General features: G+C 33.4%; 12 protein-coding genes, 1 tRNA gene and 1 pseudogene. 1 reads left to right on the forward strand and 13 read right to left on the reverse strand.

Annotated features, from left to right (window positions below):
• Positions 1–20 precede the first annotated feature (20 nt).
• Complete coding sequence (locus EHE19_RS00220; RefSeq protein WP_137697088.1) at positions 21–1,007, reverse strand: DnaD domain protein; 987 nt, start codon at positions 1,005–1,007, stop codon at positions 21–23.
• Between the two features lie 522 nt (positions 1,008–1,529).
• Between EHE19_RS00220 and EHE19_RS19895 the strand changes: the two are divergent.
• Positions 1,530–3,207, forward strand: a pseudogene (locus EHE19_RS19895) (ammonium transporter).
• A 74-nt stretch (positions 3,208–3,281) separates the two neighbouring features.
• On the opposite strand, the gene EHE19_RS00230 reads toward EHE19_RS19895, so the two are convergent.
• The 12 genes from EHE19_RS00230 to EHE19_RS00285 form a co-directional block, all read right to left on the reverse strand.
• A complete protein-coding gene (locus tag EHE19_RS00230) occupies positions 3,282–4,901 on the reverse strand; it encodes a peptide ABC transporter substrate-binding protein (protein WP_137697090.1) in 1,620 nt (539 codons plus the stop codon).
• 595 nt (positions 4,902–5,496) lie between these two features.
• Entirely contained in the window at positions 5,497–6,495 is a 999-nt protein-coding gene (locus tag EHE19_RS00235; RefSeq protein WP_137697091.1) for an ABC transporter ATP-binding protein, read from the reverse strand.
• Positions 6,492–7,499 (reverse strand): ABC transporter ATP-binding protein, encoded by a 1,008-nt coding sequence (locus EHE19_RS00240; RefSeq protein WP_137697092.1) that lies wholly within the window; start codon positions 7,497–7,499, stop codon positions 6,492–6,494. The genes EHE19_RS00235 and EHE19_RS00240 overlap by 4 nt, the downstream gene beginning before the upstream one ends.
• Before the next feature lie 134 nt (positions 7,500–7,633).
• Entirely contained in the window at positions 7,634–8,632 is a 999-nt protein-coding gene (locus EHE19_RS00245) for an ABC transporter permease (RefSeq protein WP_137697093.1), read from the reverse strand.
• 14 nt (positions 8,633–8,646) lie between these two features.
• A complete protein-coding gene (locus EHE19_RS00250; RefSeq protein ID WP_137697094.1) occupies positions 8,647–9,570 on the reverse strand; it encodes an ABC transporter permease in 924 nt (307 codons plus the stop codon).
• An 865-nt stretch (positions 9,571–10,435) separates the two neighbouring features.
• Positions 10,436–10,684, reverse strand: coding sequence for a hypothetical protein (locus EHE19_RS00255; protein ID WP_137697095.1), 249 nt, complete (start codon positions 10,682–10,684; stop codon positions 10,436–10,438).
• A gap of 1 nt (position 10,685) precedes the next feature.
• Positions 10,686–12,458: an HD domain-containing protein gene (locus EHE19_RS00260; RefSeq protein ID WP_137697096.1), complete on the reverse strand. Its 1,773-nt coding sequence runs from the start codon at positions 12,456–12,458 to the stop codon at positions 10,686–10,688.
• Positions 12,459–12,963: 505 nt separating this feature from the next.
• Positions 12,964–13,040, reverse strand: a tRNA-Arg gene (locus tag EHE19_RS00265).
• Between the two features lie 272 nt (positions 13,041–13,312).
• A complete protein-coding gene (locus EHE19_RS00270) occupies positions 13,313–14,389 on the reverse strand; it encodes an ABC transporter permease subunit (protein ID WP_137697097.1) in 1,077 nt (358 codons plus the stop codon).
• 1 nt (position 14,390) lies between these two features.
• The gene (locus EHE19_RS00275) at positions 14,391–15,497 is read right to left on the reverse strand and encodes an ABC transporter permease (protein ID WP_137697098.1); all 1,107 of its coding nucleotides are present in this window, start codon (positions 15,495–15,497) and stop codon (positions 14,391–14,393) included.
• Positions 15,481–17,007, reverse strand: coding sequence for a sugar ABC transporter ATP-binding protein (locus EHE19_RS00280; RefSeq protein ID WP_244648409.1), 1,527 nt, complete (start codon positions 17,005–17,007; stop codon positions 15,481–15,483). Before EHE19_RS00280 ends, EHE19_RS00275 begins: the two co-directional genes overlap by 17 nt.
• 188 nt (positions 17,008–17,195) lie before the next feature.
• Positions 17,196–18,173, reverse strand: a complete 978-nt coding sequence (locus EHE19_RS00285) for a substrate-binding domain-containing protein (RefSeq protein ID WP_137697099.1) — start codon at positions 18,171–18,173, stop codon at positions 17,196–17,198.
• Positions 18,174–18,288: the final 115 nt, after the last annotated feature.

The raw sequence follows: 18,288 nt of genomic DNA on the forward strand, positions 1-18,288 counted from the left end.
CTGTAGAGTACCTTAGATACTTAAGACGTTTTGTGGGTATTGGTAAAAAAATTATCAAAATAATCATCATCATATTGACGTTGATCAAAATTATTTCTTTGTGAATCCTTAGGTTTTTGAGTTGTTTTTGCTGCTTGCCCTTGAGATTTAATACTATTTTCATAGCTAATTATTTCTTCAGCTGAAACTAAACCTAAGTCATGCCATTTGGTCAAAAGGCTGTTTAAAAACTTGAAGTCTGGATTAGTTTTTCCAACTGTCTTTTTAAGAGCTATCTCAATAACGTCGATATTATACTTATAATCAAGAACCCATTTTTCAACGTATTCATGTTCGTATTCAGTCAATGCTCTTCTTAATCTCAGCTTTTTAATAATTGTCCCCTTTATACCACGAACATGTGTCATTTCTTCAAAATACTTTTCTAAATCAAAGAAATTTTGAATTCCGCGTCGATACCAGCTATTTGCTACAGCCTCAATATAACTCTTGTGAAATGTGTTATTATCATGGCAATATTTAAATAATGTATACATTACATCTTCATCAAATTTATAGATAGAAAACCAATTGTCTATAGTTAAGTACCAGTTTGGAGGCATAAGACCTTGAAAAAACTTTGAATTTATAGCGGAAAGAGTGCTATTCCTGCTTTTGTTCTTTTCAAAGTTTTCATTTGCCTGTTCAGGAGAAGATACAGATTTAAGTTTATATATACGTTTTACTTCAGCATCCTTCAAGTCTAATATCTGAATCTTATCTTCTATCCAAGAAATAACTTCAAGATTATCAAGGCTAGTAAGGGACGCCTTTACTTCATCATTAGTCAAGTTTAAGGTTTTTGCAATTTCATCTGTTGTGGCTTTTTTGTTGTGTTTGCATAAAAAAAGCATATACAAATAAACCTTAACACTGTTGCTATCCATAGAAGGCATATACTGGCTAATAAAAATATCTGGCACAGACGTGTCAGAATATAACAATGGCTTAAAATCCTCAAAATACATTTTTGACTCTCCTAATTTCTATTGTTCACTATAATAAATATAAGAATAATGAATAATTAATAATAATATAATTATAACATAATGTTGGGACTTAAATTATTAATATATTATTTTATTATTATTATAGCTATTTTTAATTCAAAAAATGAAATATATATGGTTAAAATTATTCAAATTTTATATATTTGAACACCTTCAAAGCACAAAAATAACACAAATTTGCAAGTATAGAAAAAAATCCTTCAAAAATTATTGACTTAGGCATTTATATATGCTAATATAATTTTAACAAAGTAAAGGTGCTGCAGATAAAATTAGTACACTTACTTTACAATTTGAGTAAAACGGATTTCAATAAAATAAATATAATAAATATAATAAATATTAAGTTTATATTTATTATAAGAAGCCAACACGATGACGTGTATTCGCAAGCAAACTGCGAGTATGCGTCTTTTTGATTTATTTAAAGAAATCCACTTGCTTAAAAATTATAATATTATTGATAAGGAGATGGGGGTTATGTTTCAATCAGTTGATGTAATTTGGACATTAATAGCAGCGGCACTTGTATTCTTTATGCAGGCTGGCTTTGCAATGGTAGAAACAGGTTTTACCAGAGCAAAAAATGCTGGAAATATTATAATGAAAAATTTAATGGATTTCGCTCTTGGTTCCATTATATTTTGGGTATTAGGCTTTGGAATTATGTTTGGTGCAAGCCAATATGGAATTATAGGTATACCAAGATTATTTGCTACTGGAGATGGAGTAAATCCAGGTCTTCCGGGTCCAGTATTCCTTATATTCCAAACTGTATTTTGTGCTACAGCTGCAACAATAGTATCGGGCGCTATGGCAGAACGTACAAAATTCTTAGCGTACTGTATATAGTTTAGCTATAAGCGCAGTTGTATATCCTATATCTGGCCACTGGATATGGGGTGGTGGGTGGCTTTCAGAATTAGGTTTCCATGATTTCGCTGGTTCAACAGCAGTTCACATGGTTGGTGGTATTGCAGCATTAATTGGTGCAAAATTATTGGGACCACGTATTGGAAAGTACGACAAAAATGGAAAGGCAAAAGCGATACCTGGACACAGTTTGACCTTGGGAGCATTAGGCGTATTCATTCTATGGTTTGGCTGGTTTGGCTTTAATGGTGGTTCTACAGTATCAGCTACAGGAGATGATACACTTACACAAATGGGTAGCATATTTATAACCACAAACTTATCAGCAGCAGCTGCAGCAACGGTTGCTATGATTATTACATGGGCAAGATACAAAAAACCAGATGTATCAATGACTTTAAATGCAGCACTTGGTGGTCTTGTAGCAATAACAGCTGGTTGTGATGCTGTGAGCCCGTCTGGAGCATTAATAATAGGCATAATAGCAGCTTTTGTGCTTGTGTTTGGTATAGAGTTTATTGACAAGGTTTTAAAAATAGATGACCCAGTTGGAGCTATAGGTGTTCATGGTTTATGTGGGGCAGTGGGTACAATATTAGTAGGATTATTCGCTCTTGATGGAGGACTGCTATACGGTGGAGGTGTAAACCTTTTAGGAGTTCAAGCATTAGGCGTAGTAACAGTTGCAGCATGGGTTACTATAACAATGTTAATTATATTTAGTTTAATTAAGAAGACAGTCGGACTACGTGTTTCAAAAGAAGAAGAAATTATTGGTTTGGATATTGAAGAACATGGACTTGTAAGTTCATATGCAGACTTTATGCCTATACTTTCTACTCCTGGCTCAGGAGAAGGAGCGACTGTTGATATTGATACTGCAGTTCCTACAGTAATTAAAAAATCAGAATCAGCAAATATATCTGATGCAAAAATAACAAAGGTAGAAATAATTACGAAACAATCCAAATTTGAAGTTCTCAAAGATGCTATGAATAGTATTGGTGTAACAGGTATGACAGTTACAAATGTTTTGGGATGTGGTATTCAAAAGGGACACAAAGAATACTATCGTGGTGTTGAAATGGAAATAAACTTACTACCAAAGATAAGAGTAGAAATTGTTATATGTAAAGTTCCAGTTTCAACAGTAATTGAAACAGCAAAACGAGTATTGTACACTGGTAGAATAGGTGATGGAAAAATATTCGTTTATGATGTAGAAAACGCAATTAAGGTACGTACAGGCGAAGAAGGATATGATGCCCTACAAGATGAAGAATAAATTTCCTTCCTGTTTATATACACTTAATAAAAAAGTGACCTCACGTTATATGAGGTCACTTTTTACGATTATACTTATTTGGTGTATGCCCATCTCAAGTATATAAATCCAAGTGGAGTTACAACATAATCCTGTAAATTCTTTGAGATTTCTAACGGATTAGTATAGAAGTATATAGGTACTATACCCATATCATCCATTAATATTTTTTCGGCATCATGGAATAACTGAATACGTTTAGCATTATCTGTTTCTGTTCTTGCAGCTTTGATAGCATTATCATAATTAGGATTGCTATACTTAGAATTATTCTGGCCGTTATTAGTAGTAAACATATCTAAGAAGGTTGAAGGATCCATATAATCCCCAATCCAACCATTACGGTTAATATTAAATACAGCATCTTTTCTGGATTGCTGGAATACATTCCATTCCTGTGCTTGAATTTCTACTTCAATTCCGAGATTAGTTTTTAGCATTTGCTGTATAGCTTCGGCAATGATTTCATGGTTACTTCCTGTGTTAACACCAAAAGTAACCTTAGGGAATCCTTTTCCATCAGGATATCCTGCTTCAGCCAATAGAGCCTTTGCTTCAGCAATATTTTTATCAAGATCTTCGGGCTTAACTGAGTAGAAATCTCCTCCTACAGTACGGAAGTCCGGTGATGGATTTACATCTGTGATACCATATGGCACATATCCAGAGGCAGGTAACTGACCACCCTTAGTAACCTTTTCAACTATATAGTTTCTATCAATAGCAAGGGATACAGCTCGTCTTACTTTTGGATTATCAAATGGTGCTTTAGTATTTACCAAATCCAAGTAATATGTTCCAAGCATAGGTAGAATTTGAAGGTTTCCAGCAGATTTTTCAGCCTCATATTCTTCTGTAGGAATAGCATTTGCTAGTAAAATCTGACCGTTCTTAAATGCACCAAGCATTGCATTTGGGTCATTCATTAAGAACCACTCAATTTTTTCTGCTACTACATCCTTTTTGCCCCAGTAATTATCACTTTTTTCAAATATTAGTTTAGAATCATGCTCCCAGCTTGTAAGGACATAAGGGCCGTTACCAATATAAGTTTTAGGGTCTAGAGACCATTTTTCAGAGTTTGCAGAAACAATATCCTCTCTTAAAGGAACAAGAGTAGGAAAGGCAACTATTTCAGTAAAAAATGGGCAAGGAGCTTCAAGTGTTACCTCTAGAGTTTTATCATCTATAGCTTTAACTCCAAGAGTGCTAATATCGGCTTCGCCTCCATTAATGGCTTCACCATTCTTTACGAAATATAAATAGTACGCATAGTCAGCTGCAGTTTTTGGATCTACTGCTCTTTGCCATGAGAAAACAAAGTCTTTGGCTGTTACATCCTTGCCGTCTGACCATTTTGCATCACTACGAATGTGGAAGGTGTAAACTGTACCATCAGCACTTACTTCCCATTTTTCAGCAACTCCAGGTACAACCTTTGAATTTTTGTCATAGGTTGTTAAACCTTCAAAAGCACAGTTAATATATGTGCCTCCGTCAAGAGCGTTATTAAGAGATGGGTCTAGAGTTTTTGGCTCTGCACCAATTGATGCTGCTATTGCCTTTGAACTAGAAGTTGTTGTTTCGCCTCCACAACCTGAAATCATAGTTAAGGAAATCGCTAGTAAAACTATTAATGCTACAATTCTTTTCATTTTTTTAACTCTCCCTATTATTTTTTTTAAACAAAAGAAGTATTAATAACAATATTAGTTTGCATTGCTTTAGATACTCCAATATATTAAGTAATGCAGTGGCGTAGCTTTAACCCATATACATAAAATGTTATGCTATAGGAAAAAGTCAATTTAAATATTTAAATTGATAGTTCTAACTATTCGTATTTTTTCATTAAATCAAGGCATTAATACCTTGATAATTTTACTAAAATAATGTCGACCTCATTACTTTAGAAATACATTTTTAAGAATAGAAGGAACAACAATCTAAAAAATATAACCATCAGCATAAAATTTAAGTCTATTAAATTGGATATTTAACTATTCTGACAAACTAATAATGTTAGATTCTGTATAACTAAGACAAAAAACTTCAGAATACCTTTGATTACAAATAATGTTTAATTGTGAAAGAATATTATGTAAGTTAATTTAGGTTGTAATCAAAAGATATATAACTACAATAATTGTAATTGATTATAAAAAAGAGGATATCAGTACTTTTCATTGTAGCCATAACCTTTTGAAGCAACCTAATTAAACAGAGGTAATCATTATATAAAAGGATAATCTATTTAGATATTTCCTTAAGCTTACCCGCAAAGTGGCATGATGCGAAGTGCCCATTACCGTAGTCAGTAAGATGGGGTTCCTTTTTAGCACATATATCCTTTGCATATGGGCATCTTGTTCTAAATGTACATCCTGATGGAGGATTAACTGGTGAGGGTATTTCTCCAGATAAAATAATCCTGTTGCGTTTTTTTGCAGAATCAGGGTCAGGTTCTGGTATTGCTGTGAGTAATGCTTGTGTATAAGGATGGAGAGGGTTCTTATATAGTTCTTCAGTCTCAACTAATTCCACTAAATGCCCTAAATACATAACGCCTACTCTATCACAGGTATGTCTTACCACACCTAAATCATGAGAAATAAACAAATAGGTAAGCTTTAATCTATCCTGCATTTCTTCAAGAGTGTTTATTATCTGAGCTCTTATAGAAACATCTAAAGCAGAAACTGGTTCATCACAAACAATAAACTCTGGTTCTACTGCAATAGCACGTGCAATACCGATTCGCTGGCGTTGACCACCAGAAAACTCATGGGCATAACGTGATGCATGTTCAGTATTTAAACCAACAAGACTCATTAGTTCTCGAATTTTATCAGCTCGCTCTTTTTTTGAACTTGCTAGATTGTGTATATCTATAGGTTCTCCTATAATATCAGAAACCGTCATTCTAGGATTTAAGGATGCATATGGATCCTGAAATATATATTGCATTTTTTTTCTATATGGCAAAAGCTTTTTTCTATTAAAATTTGTAATATCTACGCCATCAAATTTTATTTGACCACTAGTAGGTTCATAAATTCTAAGAATTGAACGACCCAACGTTGTTTTTCCAGAACCAGATTCACCAACTAAACCAACTGTTTCACCTTTATATATATTAAAAGTCACATCATCTACTGCTTTTACAAAGGATTTTTCTCCCAGATGATTGTTTATGCTAAAATATTGCTTTAAATTACGTACTTCAATTAAGATTTTCTTATTTGTCATTTTGTTACCTCCACATTGGCTTTTGCTCTTTCATCTAGCAGCCAGCACAAAGCAGTGTGTCCATCAGCTTCTTCGTAATTAGCAGGCATATGGTTAATACAAACCTTCATACAATATTCACACCTAGGTGCAAATGGGCAGCCTTTAGGCAAATGAAGCAGATCAATTGGATTTCCTGGAATAGGAATAAGTTTTGAACCTTTAGTATTTAAATCTGGCAAAGACCTTATTAAGCCTTTTGTATATGGATGAAGAGGATTGTGAAATATGTTATATACAGTGCCTTGCTCTACAATTTTACCACCATACATTACAATGATATCGTCAGCCATATCAGCAACAATGCCTAAATCATGAGTAATAAGTACTATTGCCATACCTGTTTTCTTCTGTATATCTTTTAGTAACTCAAGTATTTGCGCTTGAATAGTTACATCAAGTGCAGTTGTAGGCTCATCAGCAATTAATATTTTTGGTGAGCCAGCTAAAGCCATAGCAATCATTGCTCTTTGCCTCATGCCTCCAGAAAATTCGTGAGGATATTGTGACAATCGTCTTTCAGGCTCATTAATTCCTACAAGGGAAAGCAATTCAATAGAACGCTTCTTGATTTCTTCTTTTTTTAAATTACCATACTTGTGACGTATTGACTCGGCAATCTGATTGCCGATTGTGAATACTGGATTCAAGCTAGTCATAGGGTCCTGAAATATCATTGCGACGTCATTTCCAGCAAATTTCAGTTTTTCAGATTTAGTCATGGTAGGAATATCCTTACCTTCAAAAGTAATACTTCCGCCAATTATTTTACCAGGTTTATCTATAAGTCCTATAATGGAATAAGAGGACACACTCTTTCCAGAACCGGATTCACCAACTATTCCAAGAACTTTTCCAGGTTCAAGGGAATAGCTAATTCCATTAACAGCTTTAACCTCACCAGCAGGCGTAAAAAATGATACTTCTAAATCTTTTATTTCAAGTAATTTGTTATTATTATTCATGCAAACCTCCCAGCCCGATTTCGGGCAGAAAACTAAGTAGTAATACTTTGTGGAGAACTTTTTCGTAAGTGTAATTTACATTTTGAGTTCTGCAACACTAGTAAAAAGTACTTGTGGTTTATTATTCCTTCTTTTTATTTATTTTTCATTCGAGGATCTAAAGCATCTCTAAGTCCATCACCAAAAAGATTGAAGGACAAAATAATTAAACTTATTGTGGCTGCTGGGAAAATAAGCATATAAGGATATGAATAAATTCCTTTGAGAGCAGACTGTGAAAGAGAACCAAGAGAAGCCATAGGGGATGATACACCAAGCCCTATAAAGCTTAAAAATGATTCTGCAAATATTGCCTCTGGTATTTTTAGAGTGGCAATTACTATAATTTGTCCTATACAGTTAGGTATAAGATGCTTAAATATAATAGATTTATTATTAGCTCCTAAAACTTTTGCTGCCATTACATATTCTTGTTCTTTAATAGTTAAAACTTGACCTCTTACAATTCTAGCCATATCAACCCAGTATAAAAGTGCTAATACAACAAATATACTAATCAAACCAACGCCTAAACCACTCACAAAGGTGGGGGCATTACCGGAATTAACAAATTTCTCAATAGGAGATTTTAATACTACCTGTAACAAAATAACAATAAGAATCGTTGGTATTGAATATATTACATCTACAATTCTCATCATAACAATGTCAACCCAACCTCCAAAAAAACCTGAAACAGCCCCATATATGATTCCTATGACAGATATCATAGCTGCAGCTACAAGTCCAACGGAAAGGGAAATTCGAGCTCCTATCATTGTTCTGGTAAACAAGTCTCTTCCTAGACTATCAGTTCCAAAAATAAATTGTGAATTTGGTGCTAAATTCTCGCAGCCTTTATTTATTTGGTCATACGAATAAGGGGATAAAATTGGGCCCAAGATAGCAGCAATAAAAATTAATATAATAACAACCAGACCACCCATAGCGACTTTGTTGGCTTTTAATCTATTCCATGCATCTCTCCAATAGCTAATTGATGGGCGCATGGTTTCAATTGTAGCTTTCTCCTCATCCGTGGCTGGTAAAAATAATTCTTTTTCTATATCATAAGTATTGTTTGTATCTAACATTGTTTTCATCCACCTTAATTAATTATTTTGATTCTTGGATCAACAAATCTGTAAAGTATATCTACTATAAAATTCATCAGAATTAGGAATGCACCAAAAAATATTGTTACACCCATTACTGTAGGATAATCTCTAGCTGTTATGCTAGTAACAAATGAACTGCCTAAACCTGGGATTGAGAAAACAGACTCAATAACAAAAGAACCAGTCAATATACCAGCTAACATAGGACCTACATAAGTCACAACAGGGAGGATGCCATTTCTTAGGCCATGTTTGAAAATAACAACCCTTTCAGATAGCCCTTTTGCTCTAGCTGTTCTGATATAATCTTGATTTATAACATCTAGCATAGACGAACGCATTATTCTTGTTATATAACTTAGCGGGAAAAAGGAAAGAGCAAATCCCGGAAGAATATAACTTTTTAATGAATCTAAGTAGCTTATAGTTGGCAACCATTTTAATTGAACACCAAATACTATCATACCTACTGTGGCTACAACAAAGCTTGGAACAGCAATACCTATTGTTACAATAAGCATAATTATTCTATCTAGGCTTGTATTTTTCCTAAGAGCACTAATAACTCCTAAAAAAGTACCCATTAATATTGCTATTACACCTGAAAAAAGTCCTAACCTAACTGAGTACGGAAATTTTCTTGCGATAATAGTAGTTACATCTTGACCAATAAGAGTAATGGACTGCCCCAAATCTCCAACTAATGCATTTTTGAGATATATACCGTATTGAACAATAAGAGGCTTATCCAACCCATGCTTTGCTTCTAGATTAGCAAGTATTTCTGGTGTCATCTTTTTATCACCAATGAAGGGACTGCCAGGTATAAAGTGCATTAGAAAGAAAGTAAGTGTAAACATAATCCATAGTGTTAAAATTGATGTAAGTAACCGTTTTATGATGTATCTTTTCATTTATTAACCTCCCCGAATCTCCTGATACAATTTTATATAAATGCTAAATATGCTACTTAACAGCCGAACATATAATTATAAATTTAATAAGTTAATGTTAAATATATCTCGTTAGTTAAGGTACTAAATTAGTTCTTCAGACACTTAAATTCCAATAAGCTTAAAAAGTATAGTGCTATATAAACATGCTCATTACAAAATAAACTTAAATTACCAGCTAAACTACAAAACAATCAATCCTAATTACATTGTTATTTTGTACAAATAATGAACAAAAAACAATATAACTGAGATGGAAATAATTAGTGAACAATTTATTTTAGCAAAATAAAATTTAAAACCCTTGTTTTTATGTGAATAAGCATTAATGTCATTAAATAAAATATGGGTTTGAATTTTTTATAGCTTCTAGGAGACTTTACTTTGAAGCTATATTATTATTTAACTAATCGTAAATTACTCATAAAAAAACTCATTATAAATAATGGGTAATTGGCTTTAAGAACCGTCGAAACTATAAACATAATATCGAATTATATAACAAAATATCGTATAATTCAATAAAATAAATAAAATTGTCATTAATTAAGCAGAAATAAGCATTATATTTCGACAAATATAAAAATAAATACCAATATGTGTAGAAATATATTAAACAAGTAAAAAAGAGTATATAAAGAGCACATATAGTAAAAGTGTAAAATAAACTAAGATGATAAAATATTACCAATAGGTATAAAAAGAAATATAAGAGATGAGTGCATCAGTTATTCTTGAAGGAAGTATAAATAAAGCCTGTAAGCATGAAAGCTTACAGGCTTTAACAGAACCTAAAATTGACCTTTGATATTAATATAAAAAGTTATTACTTAAGTGTACTTAAATACTGCTTTCCTCTTTCTGTTATATAAATGTAATCATTATCGATCTTTAACCTTCCAATAAGAACATTTGTCTCGATTAAGTCATCAAGACTCACATGAGCATTAAAGAAAAAAGTACGAGAATATTTGCGATTTAGATTATCAATCAAATCCTTAATTGTTATCCCATTTGATGAATCAATTATGTCGAATACACCGTAAGTTTTTTCTTCTAGCATTGTTACACACATATTATAAAACCTCCTTATATTTACAAACAAAAAAGTTTATAAATTCTTCCTTAATCTTTTCTAACAATCCTTTTTCTATATCGGCTTTAATGTCTTCTTTAATAATAAATACATTAAAGAATTGTTCTTTTTCTGATGCATAGCCCATACTTTGTAAGTAAGGTGAAAATACCGTTATCGGAACTTTTTTCTTTTCACCATTTTTTTCATGTTGAACAACATTCAACTCTGATGTAGGGGGGTGCTGTTGGTTTTTTAAAAACTTTATTACTTTCGGATCAGTTTTTGTAATCAAACAAATAACATTATCCTCTTTATATAATTTATCGTTTAATTCTTTCAAAGCATTATTATTAATTGAATCATTAATAACGCCTCTCATTTTCTTTTCAAAATCATCAAATTCTATATTTTTCAATTGATTTATCTTTATATACATTCTTTCCATAAAGTTAAAATATGTATCATATCTTTTAAAGAAAGAGTATATGTTTTCAGTTTTTCTGAAAATAAAGGTTTCAATTAAAACCTTAAGTTTTGTTGTTTTGTCATCAATATTATTACTTTGAATAATTATATATATTCCCTGTAAAATAGTAAAGTACCAATTTTCATTACAATAATAATACTCTCTTGTATCACATTTTTCCCATAGGTAGTTAAAATTATAATCTTCTAATACCTTTTTAATTGAATCGTAATTATAGTCCTTACTATTATGTATTTCAACTAATAAAACAGTTATTTCTTTTACAATTTCGTCCATACGTGCTTTACTGTGATGATATATTAAATACTTATATGTAAGGAAACGCTGGTGATAGAAACTTTCGATAGAAGAAAGAGCATTTACCTTTGGTAATATTTCAAACTTCTCACCTTCTCTTACTATTGTAAAATTGCTTATTAGTCTCTCAATATCAAATGCCCCTAGTTCAAGACCAGATGAACGTGGATCTCTCAATGAATAGTCAAGTCTATCAGAATCCAACTCACTTGATATAATAGTATGTAAAGGATGCACTATATTATTATATTCTGTATGTGATCCAATAAGAATTATTCTCGCTAAATGCCTGCATAGCTTATGAAAGTCTTTCTCATTTGATGGAATAATTTCTTGCAATATTCCTAATCCAATTCTTTCATGGATTTGCTTTTCAACATATTTAACTTTCGAATTGTACTTTATGTATATATCGTCTGATTCTTTTACTCTTGGGTTTAAATAATCTAAATATTGACTAAAGGCTCTTTCCACAGCATGGCTAAACGGGAAATGACCTATGTCGTGGAGTATACATGCAAGTCTTACACTTTGAAACAAAACCGCTCGTGCAAATTGCATTTGAAATACTTCTTTTTTCATTTCATTCTCTATAGAAGATTTATTTATCCACAAAGATAGCCCATATTTATCAAATGTTTTATCTTTTGTAGAAATAAATTCTTTAGTTATATCACTAATGGGAGTTGTCAGATTGTCGGTTGCTATATTTTCTAACATTTTATAGGATTGCTTCAAATATTCCTTTACATCATTATCAGATAAATTCTCTGTAGAATATAAAAAAATATCTCCTCCCAATTTCATACATCCAAGAGAATGCAGAAAACGACAGTTTCTATTTGATGGGTATGTATAATATGCTGCCCCGTTTTGAGTAATAAATCTTAATCGCTGAAATAAAGGATGTTTTATAAGTTTAAACTCAACATCTGTTAAATATATGTAATTATGAATTGGGTCTCTGATACATTTTTCATTTGCCATATGTACGCATCCTTTTGTTAAGTGAAAATTTAACACTGATTATTCTATGTTTGTTTTAATTTATCATAATACAGTATTCTGCATTAAAAATAATTATCCTTTATTTTTTGATAAAATTTTGGAATTAATAGAATAAATAATCATAAAAAGCAAAACATAGGATAGTTTTTACATAAAAAATTCTTTTCAATTTATTCAATTCATTACAACGTATATAGATGAGGCTCTTATTTTTATAGGGTTAAAAAATCTTAATAGGTAGTTTTGTTGAAATAAAAGAAGATATGAAAAAAGACACAAAGCACAGAATATTATTAGTTACTATCATGCTGAAAAACAATATTATAAGAATAAATTCGTATAACAATTTGATTATATTTATTATTTAAGAAAAGAGGATGATAGCGATATTGATGATGAAAATAATTTTACTTTTGACTATGTTAGCCATAAGTAAAACTAAAGCCTATAAGCTTTTATACTTATAGGCTCTAACCATGTGATTTGGCGCGCCCGGCAGAGATCGAATCCACAACCTTCTGGTCCGTAGCCAGACGCTCTATCCAATTGAGCTACGGGCGCATATAAAATATCGTAATTGTCACGACGCAAATAATATAATAATACATTTTTAATAAAAAAGCAAGTATTTCTAGAAAAGAAAAGCTTACAAGATTTAATAGTTTTTTCGGAATATAGGAATTGATTTGTTGGAACAATTGAAATCATGAGTCTAATGTGAACCTCATAAATTTCAGACAAATTAATTCCTATATTCCTTTATTGAAAAGGGGATTCCAATAATCTAATTTTAGTGGAGAGTGAAAAAAACAGTAACACTCTCTAATGTTAAGCTATAATTTATTAGTTTTTTTTCTTGAGCAAATTATACTCTGCAGTACAATAAAGAAGCAGAGCATTGCTGCACGTGTAATTTGCGGCCACCATGGATCTTGACTACCTATTGCTGTAACTACTAGTAATGCAATTCCGCTTGTTAACACACCGAATAAAGTACCGAATATATTTCCAACACCACCAGTGAGCAGTGTTCCTCCAATGATAGAAGCAGCAATTGCATCCATTTCAAGGCCAGTTGCTTGTTGAACAGAACCAGAACGTGTATGGAAAAGGTACAAGAACCCGCCTATACCTGCAAGTAATCCGCAAAGCAAATGAGCATTAAACCTTGTTCGTCTGACGTTTATTCCAAGCATCAAGGCGCTTTGGGAATTTCCACCTACAGCATAGAAGCTGCGTCCAAGGTTTGTTTTTCTGAGTATCCAATACATAATACAAACAATAATAAGTGCTACGATAACTCCATATTCCAACTTTGATTGAATAAAGTCACCTTTTCTATTATAGTCTCCTATAAAAGGAATCTGTAATCGTGAACCAGATAACTTCTCAAAGTCAGCATTTTTAACCTGTATCTGATTGACTTCAATAAGAGCAACTAATCCTCTGCCTAAGAACATTCCTGCCAACGTAACAATAAAGGGCTGCATATCAAGATATGCAATAAGGAACCCCTGAACTGCTCCAAAAGTAAGACCTATGGCTAAGGCCAAAAGTAAAGCTGTATAAAAATTAAAGTTATAATTATTTAGGCAAACAATACAAGCCGTGCATATAAGTGCAGTAGAGCCTCCTACAGAAATGTCAATACTGCCTGTTATCATAACAACTGAAAGACCACAAGCAATTACTATAAGTGCTGCATTTTCATTAAAAAGGTTAAAGAACATTTGAACCTTGTTGAAACCCTTATCTCCAAGGAATATGATGGAGAGAGCATATATTGCGATAAACAGCGAAATAGTAATTGTAAGTAAGAAGGCTGTATCAGTCATAGAATCTTTACGAGAAAGCTTCTTTTGAATGACTGTTAAATTGTTTGCATCTTGAGTTTTATTAGAGAATAACATACTAACCACTCTCCTTTACATTGCTATCAGTCAATCTGGATAATGCAACTCTTTTGCCAAAAAACTCTCTAATAACTGGTGTTTGAATGGCTACAAGTATAATAATTATCACTGCCTTAAAGACTGGAACAGCATTTGTGTTGACATTAAGTGTAGTCAACATTGAAGTAAGTGTCTGGATAGTATATGCTCCAATAATTGAGCCAGTCATGTTAAATTTACCACCGCCCAGTGAATTACCGCCAAGGGCGACAGCCAAAATAACATCCATTTCAATACTAGGTACTATTGTGTAAGGATTTACAGTTTGTACTCTGCTTGACTGAATGAAACCGGCGATACCCACACAAAGACCCAAAATAACATATGTCAAAAATTTAATTTTAGCTGGGTTAAGACCGTTAAGTCTTGAGGATTTATCATTGATTCCTACAGCCTGTGTGTACAGACCAAGGTTGGTTTTTTTCAACATAAGAAAAGTTATTGCAATAATTACAACCGTAATAAGTATTGGTGTAGGTATTGGTACTCCTGGTATAAAGTTACCGTAATACCCAAAGGATGCAACAGCCTTTGGCTTAAGTCCTCCCATTGCCATAGAGCCAATTGAACGGCCGGCTGTAAAGAGGATGAGTGTTGCTACCATAGGTTGTATATTAAATTTTGCAACAAGAATGCCATTAAAAGCTCCACAAGCCATACCAGCTAAGCATCCGAGTAAAAGAGCAACAATTATCGGTGCATGTAATTCTGTTGGCTGTGTTTCATTCCCGCATAGGACTCGCATAATCACTCCTCCGACTATGGCGATTGTAGCACCTACGCTGATATCTTGACCTCTAGAGGAGGCTGTAACTAGTGTCATTCCAATAGCAAGAATAACAAGTTCAGTGGAATTACTTAGTATATTAATCAAGTTCCCTATTAAAACGGGATTTCCAGTACTGTCACTACCCAAGCTGATTTTAAGGAAACCTGGATTGATAAATATATTAATTAACAATAAGAATGCAAGAAACGCAATGGGAATAAACAATCTGTGTTTAGTTATTAATTTAATAACAGATGTAGAACGGTCGGTATCAAGTTCGCTACTGATTTTGTTCATTTTGGCTTACTCCTCCCGCAATGGTATACATTATTTTATCCTGTGTCATATCTTCTCCCTTTAATTCTCCTACTACATACAAGTCACGCATAACAATCAGTCTAGAGCAGGTACGCAACATTTCTTCAATCTCTGAAGAAATAAATGTGATGCTCATACCCTCAGAAGCAAGCTTTAACACTAGCTTTTGAATTTCTACCTTAGTGCCGATATCAATTCCACGTGTTGGCTCATCAAGTATAAGATAATCGGGATGAGTAAGTAACCAACGGGCAAGAATTACCTTTTGCTGATTTCCACCAGATAACGCATTGATAGGGGTATCTGCTGAAGCTGTTTTTATGCCGAGGAGACTTATATACTCATCTGCAAATTCCTGTGCCTGAGCTTTAGTAAATGGCCTGAAAAAGCCTCTCATAACCTGAAGTGCAAGTATAATATTATCGCGAACTGATAGATCACCAATGATTCCGTCTCTTTTACGATCCTCGGAAAGATATCCGATTCCTTTCTTTATGGCTTTTAGTGGAGACGTAATGTTTACTTCTTCACCTTTAATTCTAAGTTTGCCTTTTGTTACTTTGTCGGCACCGAAAATAGCACGTACACACTCACTACGGCCAGAGCCTAGTAACCCAGCAAATCCTGTTACTTCGCCCTTGTATGCAGTGAAGTTAAATGGCTTAATTCCAGAAGAACTTGAAAGTCCTTCTGCTTCAATTATTGCTTCTTTTGTGCCGTCAGAACTAGAACTGGAATTGTTATGTATTTCAGCCAAATCACCAAGTTCCTTACCCATCATTTTGGCAACTAGTTCTACTCTAGGCAAATCCTTAATTTGATATTCTCCAACTAGTTCGCCATTTCGCAAAACTGTAATTTTATCGCATAAAGCATACACTTGATCAAGAAAATGGGTAACAAATATTATTCCTACACCTCTGCTCTTGAGTTCACGCATAAGTGTAAACAGCTTGGCAACCTCTTGCTCATCTAGTGAGGATGTAGGCTCGTCAAGTATTAATACCTTGCAGTCCATATCAACAGCACGTGCAATGGCTACCATTTGCTGAACTGCTATAGAGCAATTGGATAATTGCTGAGTAGGCTTTGCGGGTATCTCGAGACTGTTAAGAATACTTTCTGCCTTGTTATTTATCTGCTTCCAATCAAGTACAAGATCATTTGTTCTACCGATAAATAAATTTTCAGCAACTGTTAGATTTGGACACAATGTTATTTCTTGATACACAGTGCTTATACCAAGTTTTTGAGCCTCCTGTGGAGATTTGATATTAACTGGTTTATCGATACCTTTAATATGAACTTCTCCAGCATCCTTGGCGTGAACTCCTGTCAAAACCTTTATTAGAGTGGACTTGCCAGCGCCATTTTCACCCATAAGTGCGTGAATTTCTCCTTCACGCAAAGTAAAATTGACATTCTGCAAAGCTCGTACACCTGGGAAACTCTTATATATATTTCGCATTGAAAGTACGGTGTTCTGCATAGTAATAATACTCAAACCTCCGTTCAGACACGATATTTTATATTATCCTGCCACTTCTTTTATTTGAGAAATGCACGACCCAAGCACTGAAAATAATATCCAAATACTTGGTGCCGCGCATTTCAATCTAGCTTACATTGTTAACTTGTTAAAAATCACAGGGATTATCAACAAAATTAAATTTATAATTAATAGCTACGATTATCAACTATTTCTTGTGTGATTGTATCACAATCAAACATTTCCTCTGAAACGAAAGCGTTCTTTTCAACAGTTTCACCAGCTTCAAGCTTGTTGATAAGTTCTACAATACGTGGACCATGAAGTGGATTACATTCTACGTCAAGGTTGAATTTGCCAGCAAGTACTTTTTCAAGTGCCCACTTGTTTGCATCAAAAGCGATAACCTTTACATCTCCATCCTTACCATATGTAATACCAGCAGCATCCATTGCATCGCAAGCACCGCGAGCCATGTTGTCGTTTTCAGCATAAACAACATTGAATTTAGTTCCAGATGCAATTAAGTCAGCAACAGCCTGCTTTGCAAGAGTTTCGTCCCAACCCTTCATGTTTTGGTTGAATACGATATCCCAACCATTTGCTTTCGCACCATCTTCAATTGCTTTAGAACGACCTAATTGAGCAGAAGATCCTGTGTCACCACCAAGAACAACTATTTTATATTCTTTGAGTGCTTGTTTCTTTAACCAATCAACAGCTTTGTTACCTTCCGCTTCGAAATCGGAACATACCATTGCAGTGTAAAGATCTTCATCAAGATCAAGCTTACGGTCAGCCATAATAAAAGGAATACCAGCTTCTTTAGCTGATTTAGCAACATCTTCCCAACCAGCTGACTGAAGTCCTAAAACAACAAGATAGTCAACTTCTTCTTGGATAAGTTGCTGTGCCTGAGAGATTTGTTTTGCATGATCTCCCTCACCATATACCATCTTTAATGTAAAACCTGCTTCTTTAAAAGCCGCTTCGAATGATTTTGTGTTAGCTGTACGCCAATCTGATTCGTTAGCGTTTGTTTGAACAACACCTACAGTAACTTTGTCACCTGATTTGCTGTCATCACCGCCAGCTGATTTATTGCCGCACGCTGCAATTGTAAGTACTAGAGACAATGCTAGAACTAATGATAATAGTTTTTTCATGGATATTTCCTCCAATCATAATTAACTCATATTTTTGAGTTTTCTTTTTACATTTAAAAGTATATGAAACTTGTACACATAAAAATACGGAAAAAGTCCCATTCTTTGTAGATAT

The organism is Ruminiclostridium herbifermentans (assembly GCF_005473905.2).
Classification (GTDB): Bacteria; Bacillota; Clostridia; order Acetivibrionales; family DSM-1351; genus Ruminiclostridium; species Ruminiclostridium herbifermentans.

What these genes read in the sequence shown, in the direction of transcription:
- EHE19_RS00220 (WP_137697088.1), bottom strand. Translation starts at nt 1,007, where the DNA reads ATGTATTTTGAGGATTTTAAGCCATTGTTATATTCTGACACGTCTGTG.
- EHE19_RS00230 (WP_137697090.1), bottom strand. Translation starts at nt 4,901, where the DNA reads ATGAAAAGAATTGTAGCATTAATAGTTTTACTAGCGATTTCCTTAACT.
- EHE19_RS00235 (WP_137697091.1), bottom strand. Translation starts at nt 6,495, where the DNA reads ATGACAAATAAGAAAATCTTAATTGAAGTACGTAATTTAAAGCAATAT.
- EHE19_RS00240 (WP_137697092.1), bottom strand. Translation starts at nt 7,499, where the DNA reads ATGAATAATAATAACAAATTACTTGAAATAAAAGATTTAGAAGTATCA.
- EHE19_RS00245 (WP_137697093.1), bottom strand. Translation starts at nt 8,632, where the DNA reads ATGTTAGATACAAACAATACTTATGATATAGAAAAAGAATTATTTTTA.
- EHE19_RS00250 (WP_137697094.1), bottom strand. Translation starts at nt 9,570, where the DNA reads ATGAAAAGATACATCATAAAACGGTTACTTACATCAATTTTAACACTA.
- EHE19_RS00255 (WP_137697095.1), bottom strand. Translation starts at nt 10,684, where the DNA reads ATGTGTGTAACAATGCTAGAAGAAAAAACTTACGGTGTATTCGACATA.
- EHE19_RS00260 (WP_137697096.1), bottom strand. Translation starts at nt 12,458, where the DNA reads ATGGCAAATGAAAAATGTATCAGAGACCCAATTCATAATTACATATAT.
- EHE19_RS00270 (WP_137697097.1), bottom strand. Translation starts at nt 14,389, where the DNA reads ATGTTATTCTCTAATAAAACTCAAGATGCAAACAATTTAACAGTCATT.
- EHE19_RS00275 (WP_137697098.1), bottom strand. Translation starts at nt 15,497, where the DNA reads ATGAACAAAATCAGTAGCGAACTTGATACCGACCGTTCTACATCTGTT.
- EHE19_RS00280 (WP_244648409.1), bottom strand. Translation starts at nt 17,007, where the DNA reads ATGCAGAACACCGTACTTTCAATGCGAAATATATATAAGAGTTTCCCA.
- EHE19_RS00285 (WP_137697099.1), bottom strand. Translation starts at nt 18,173, where the DNA reads ATGAAAAAACTATTATCATTAGTTCTAGCATTGTCTCTAGTACTTACA.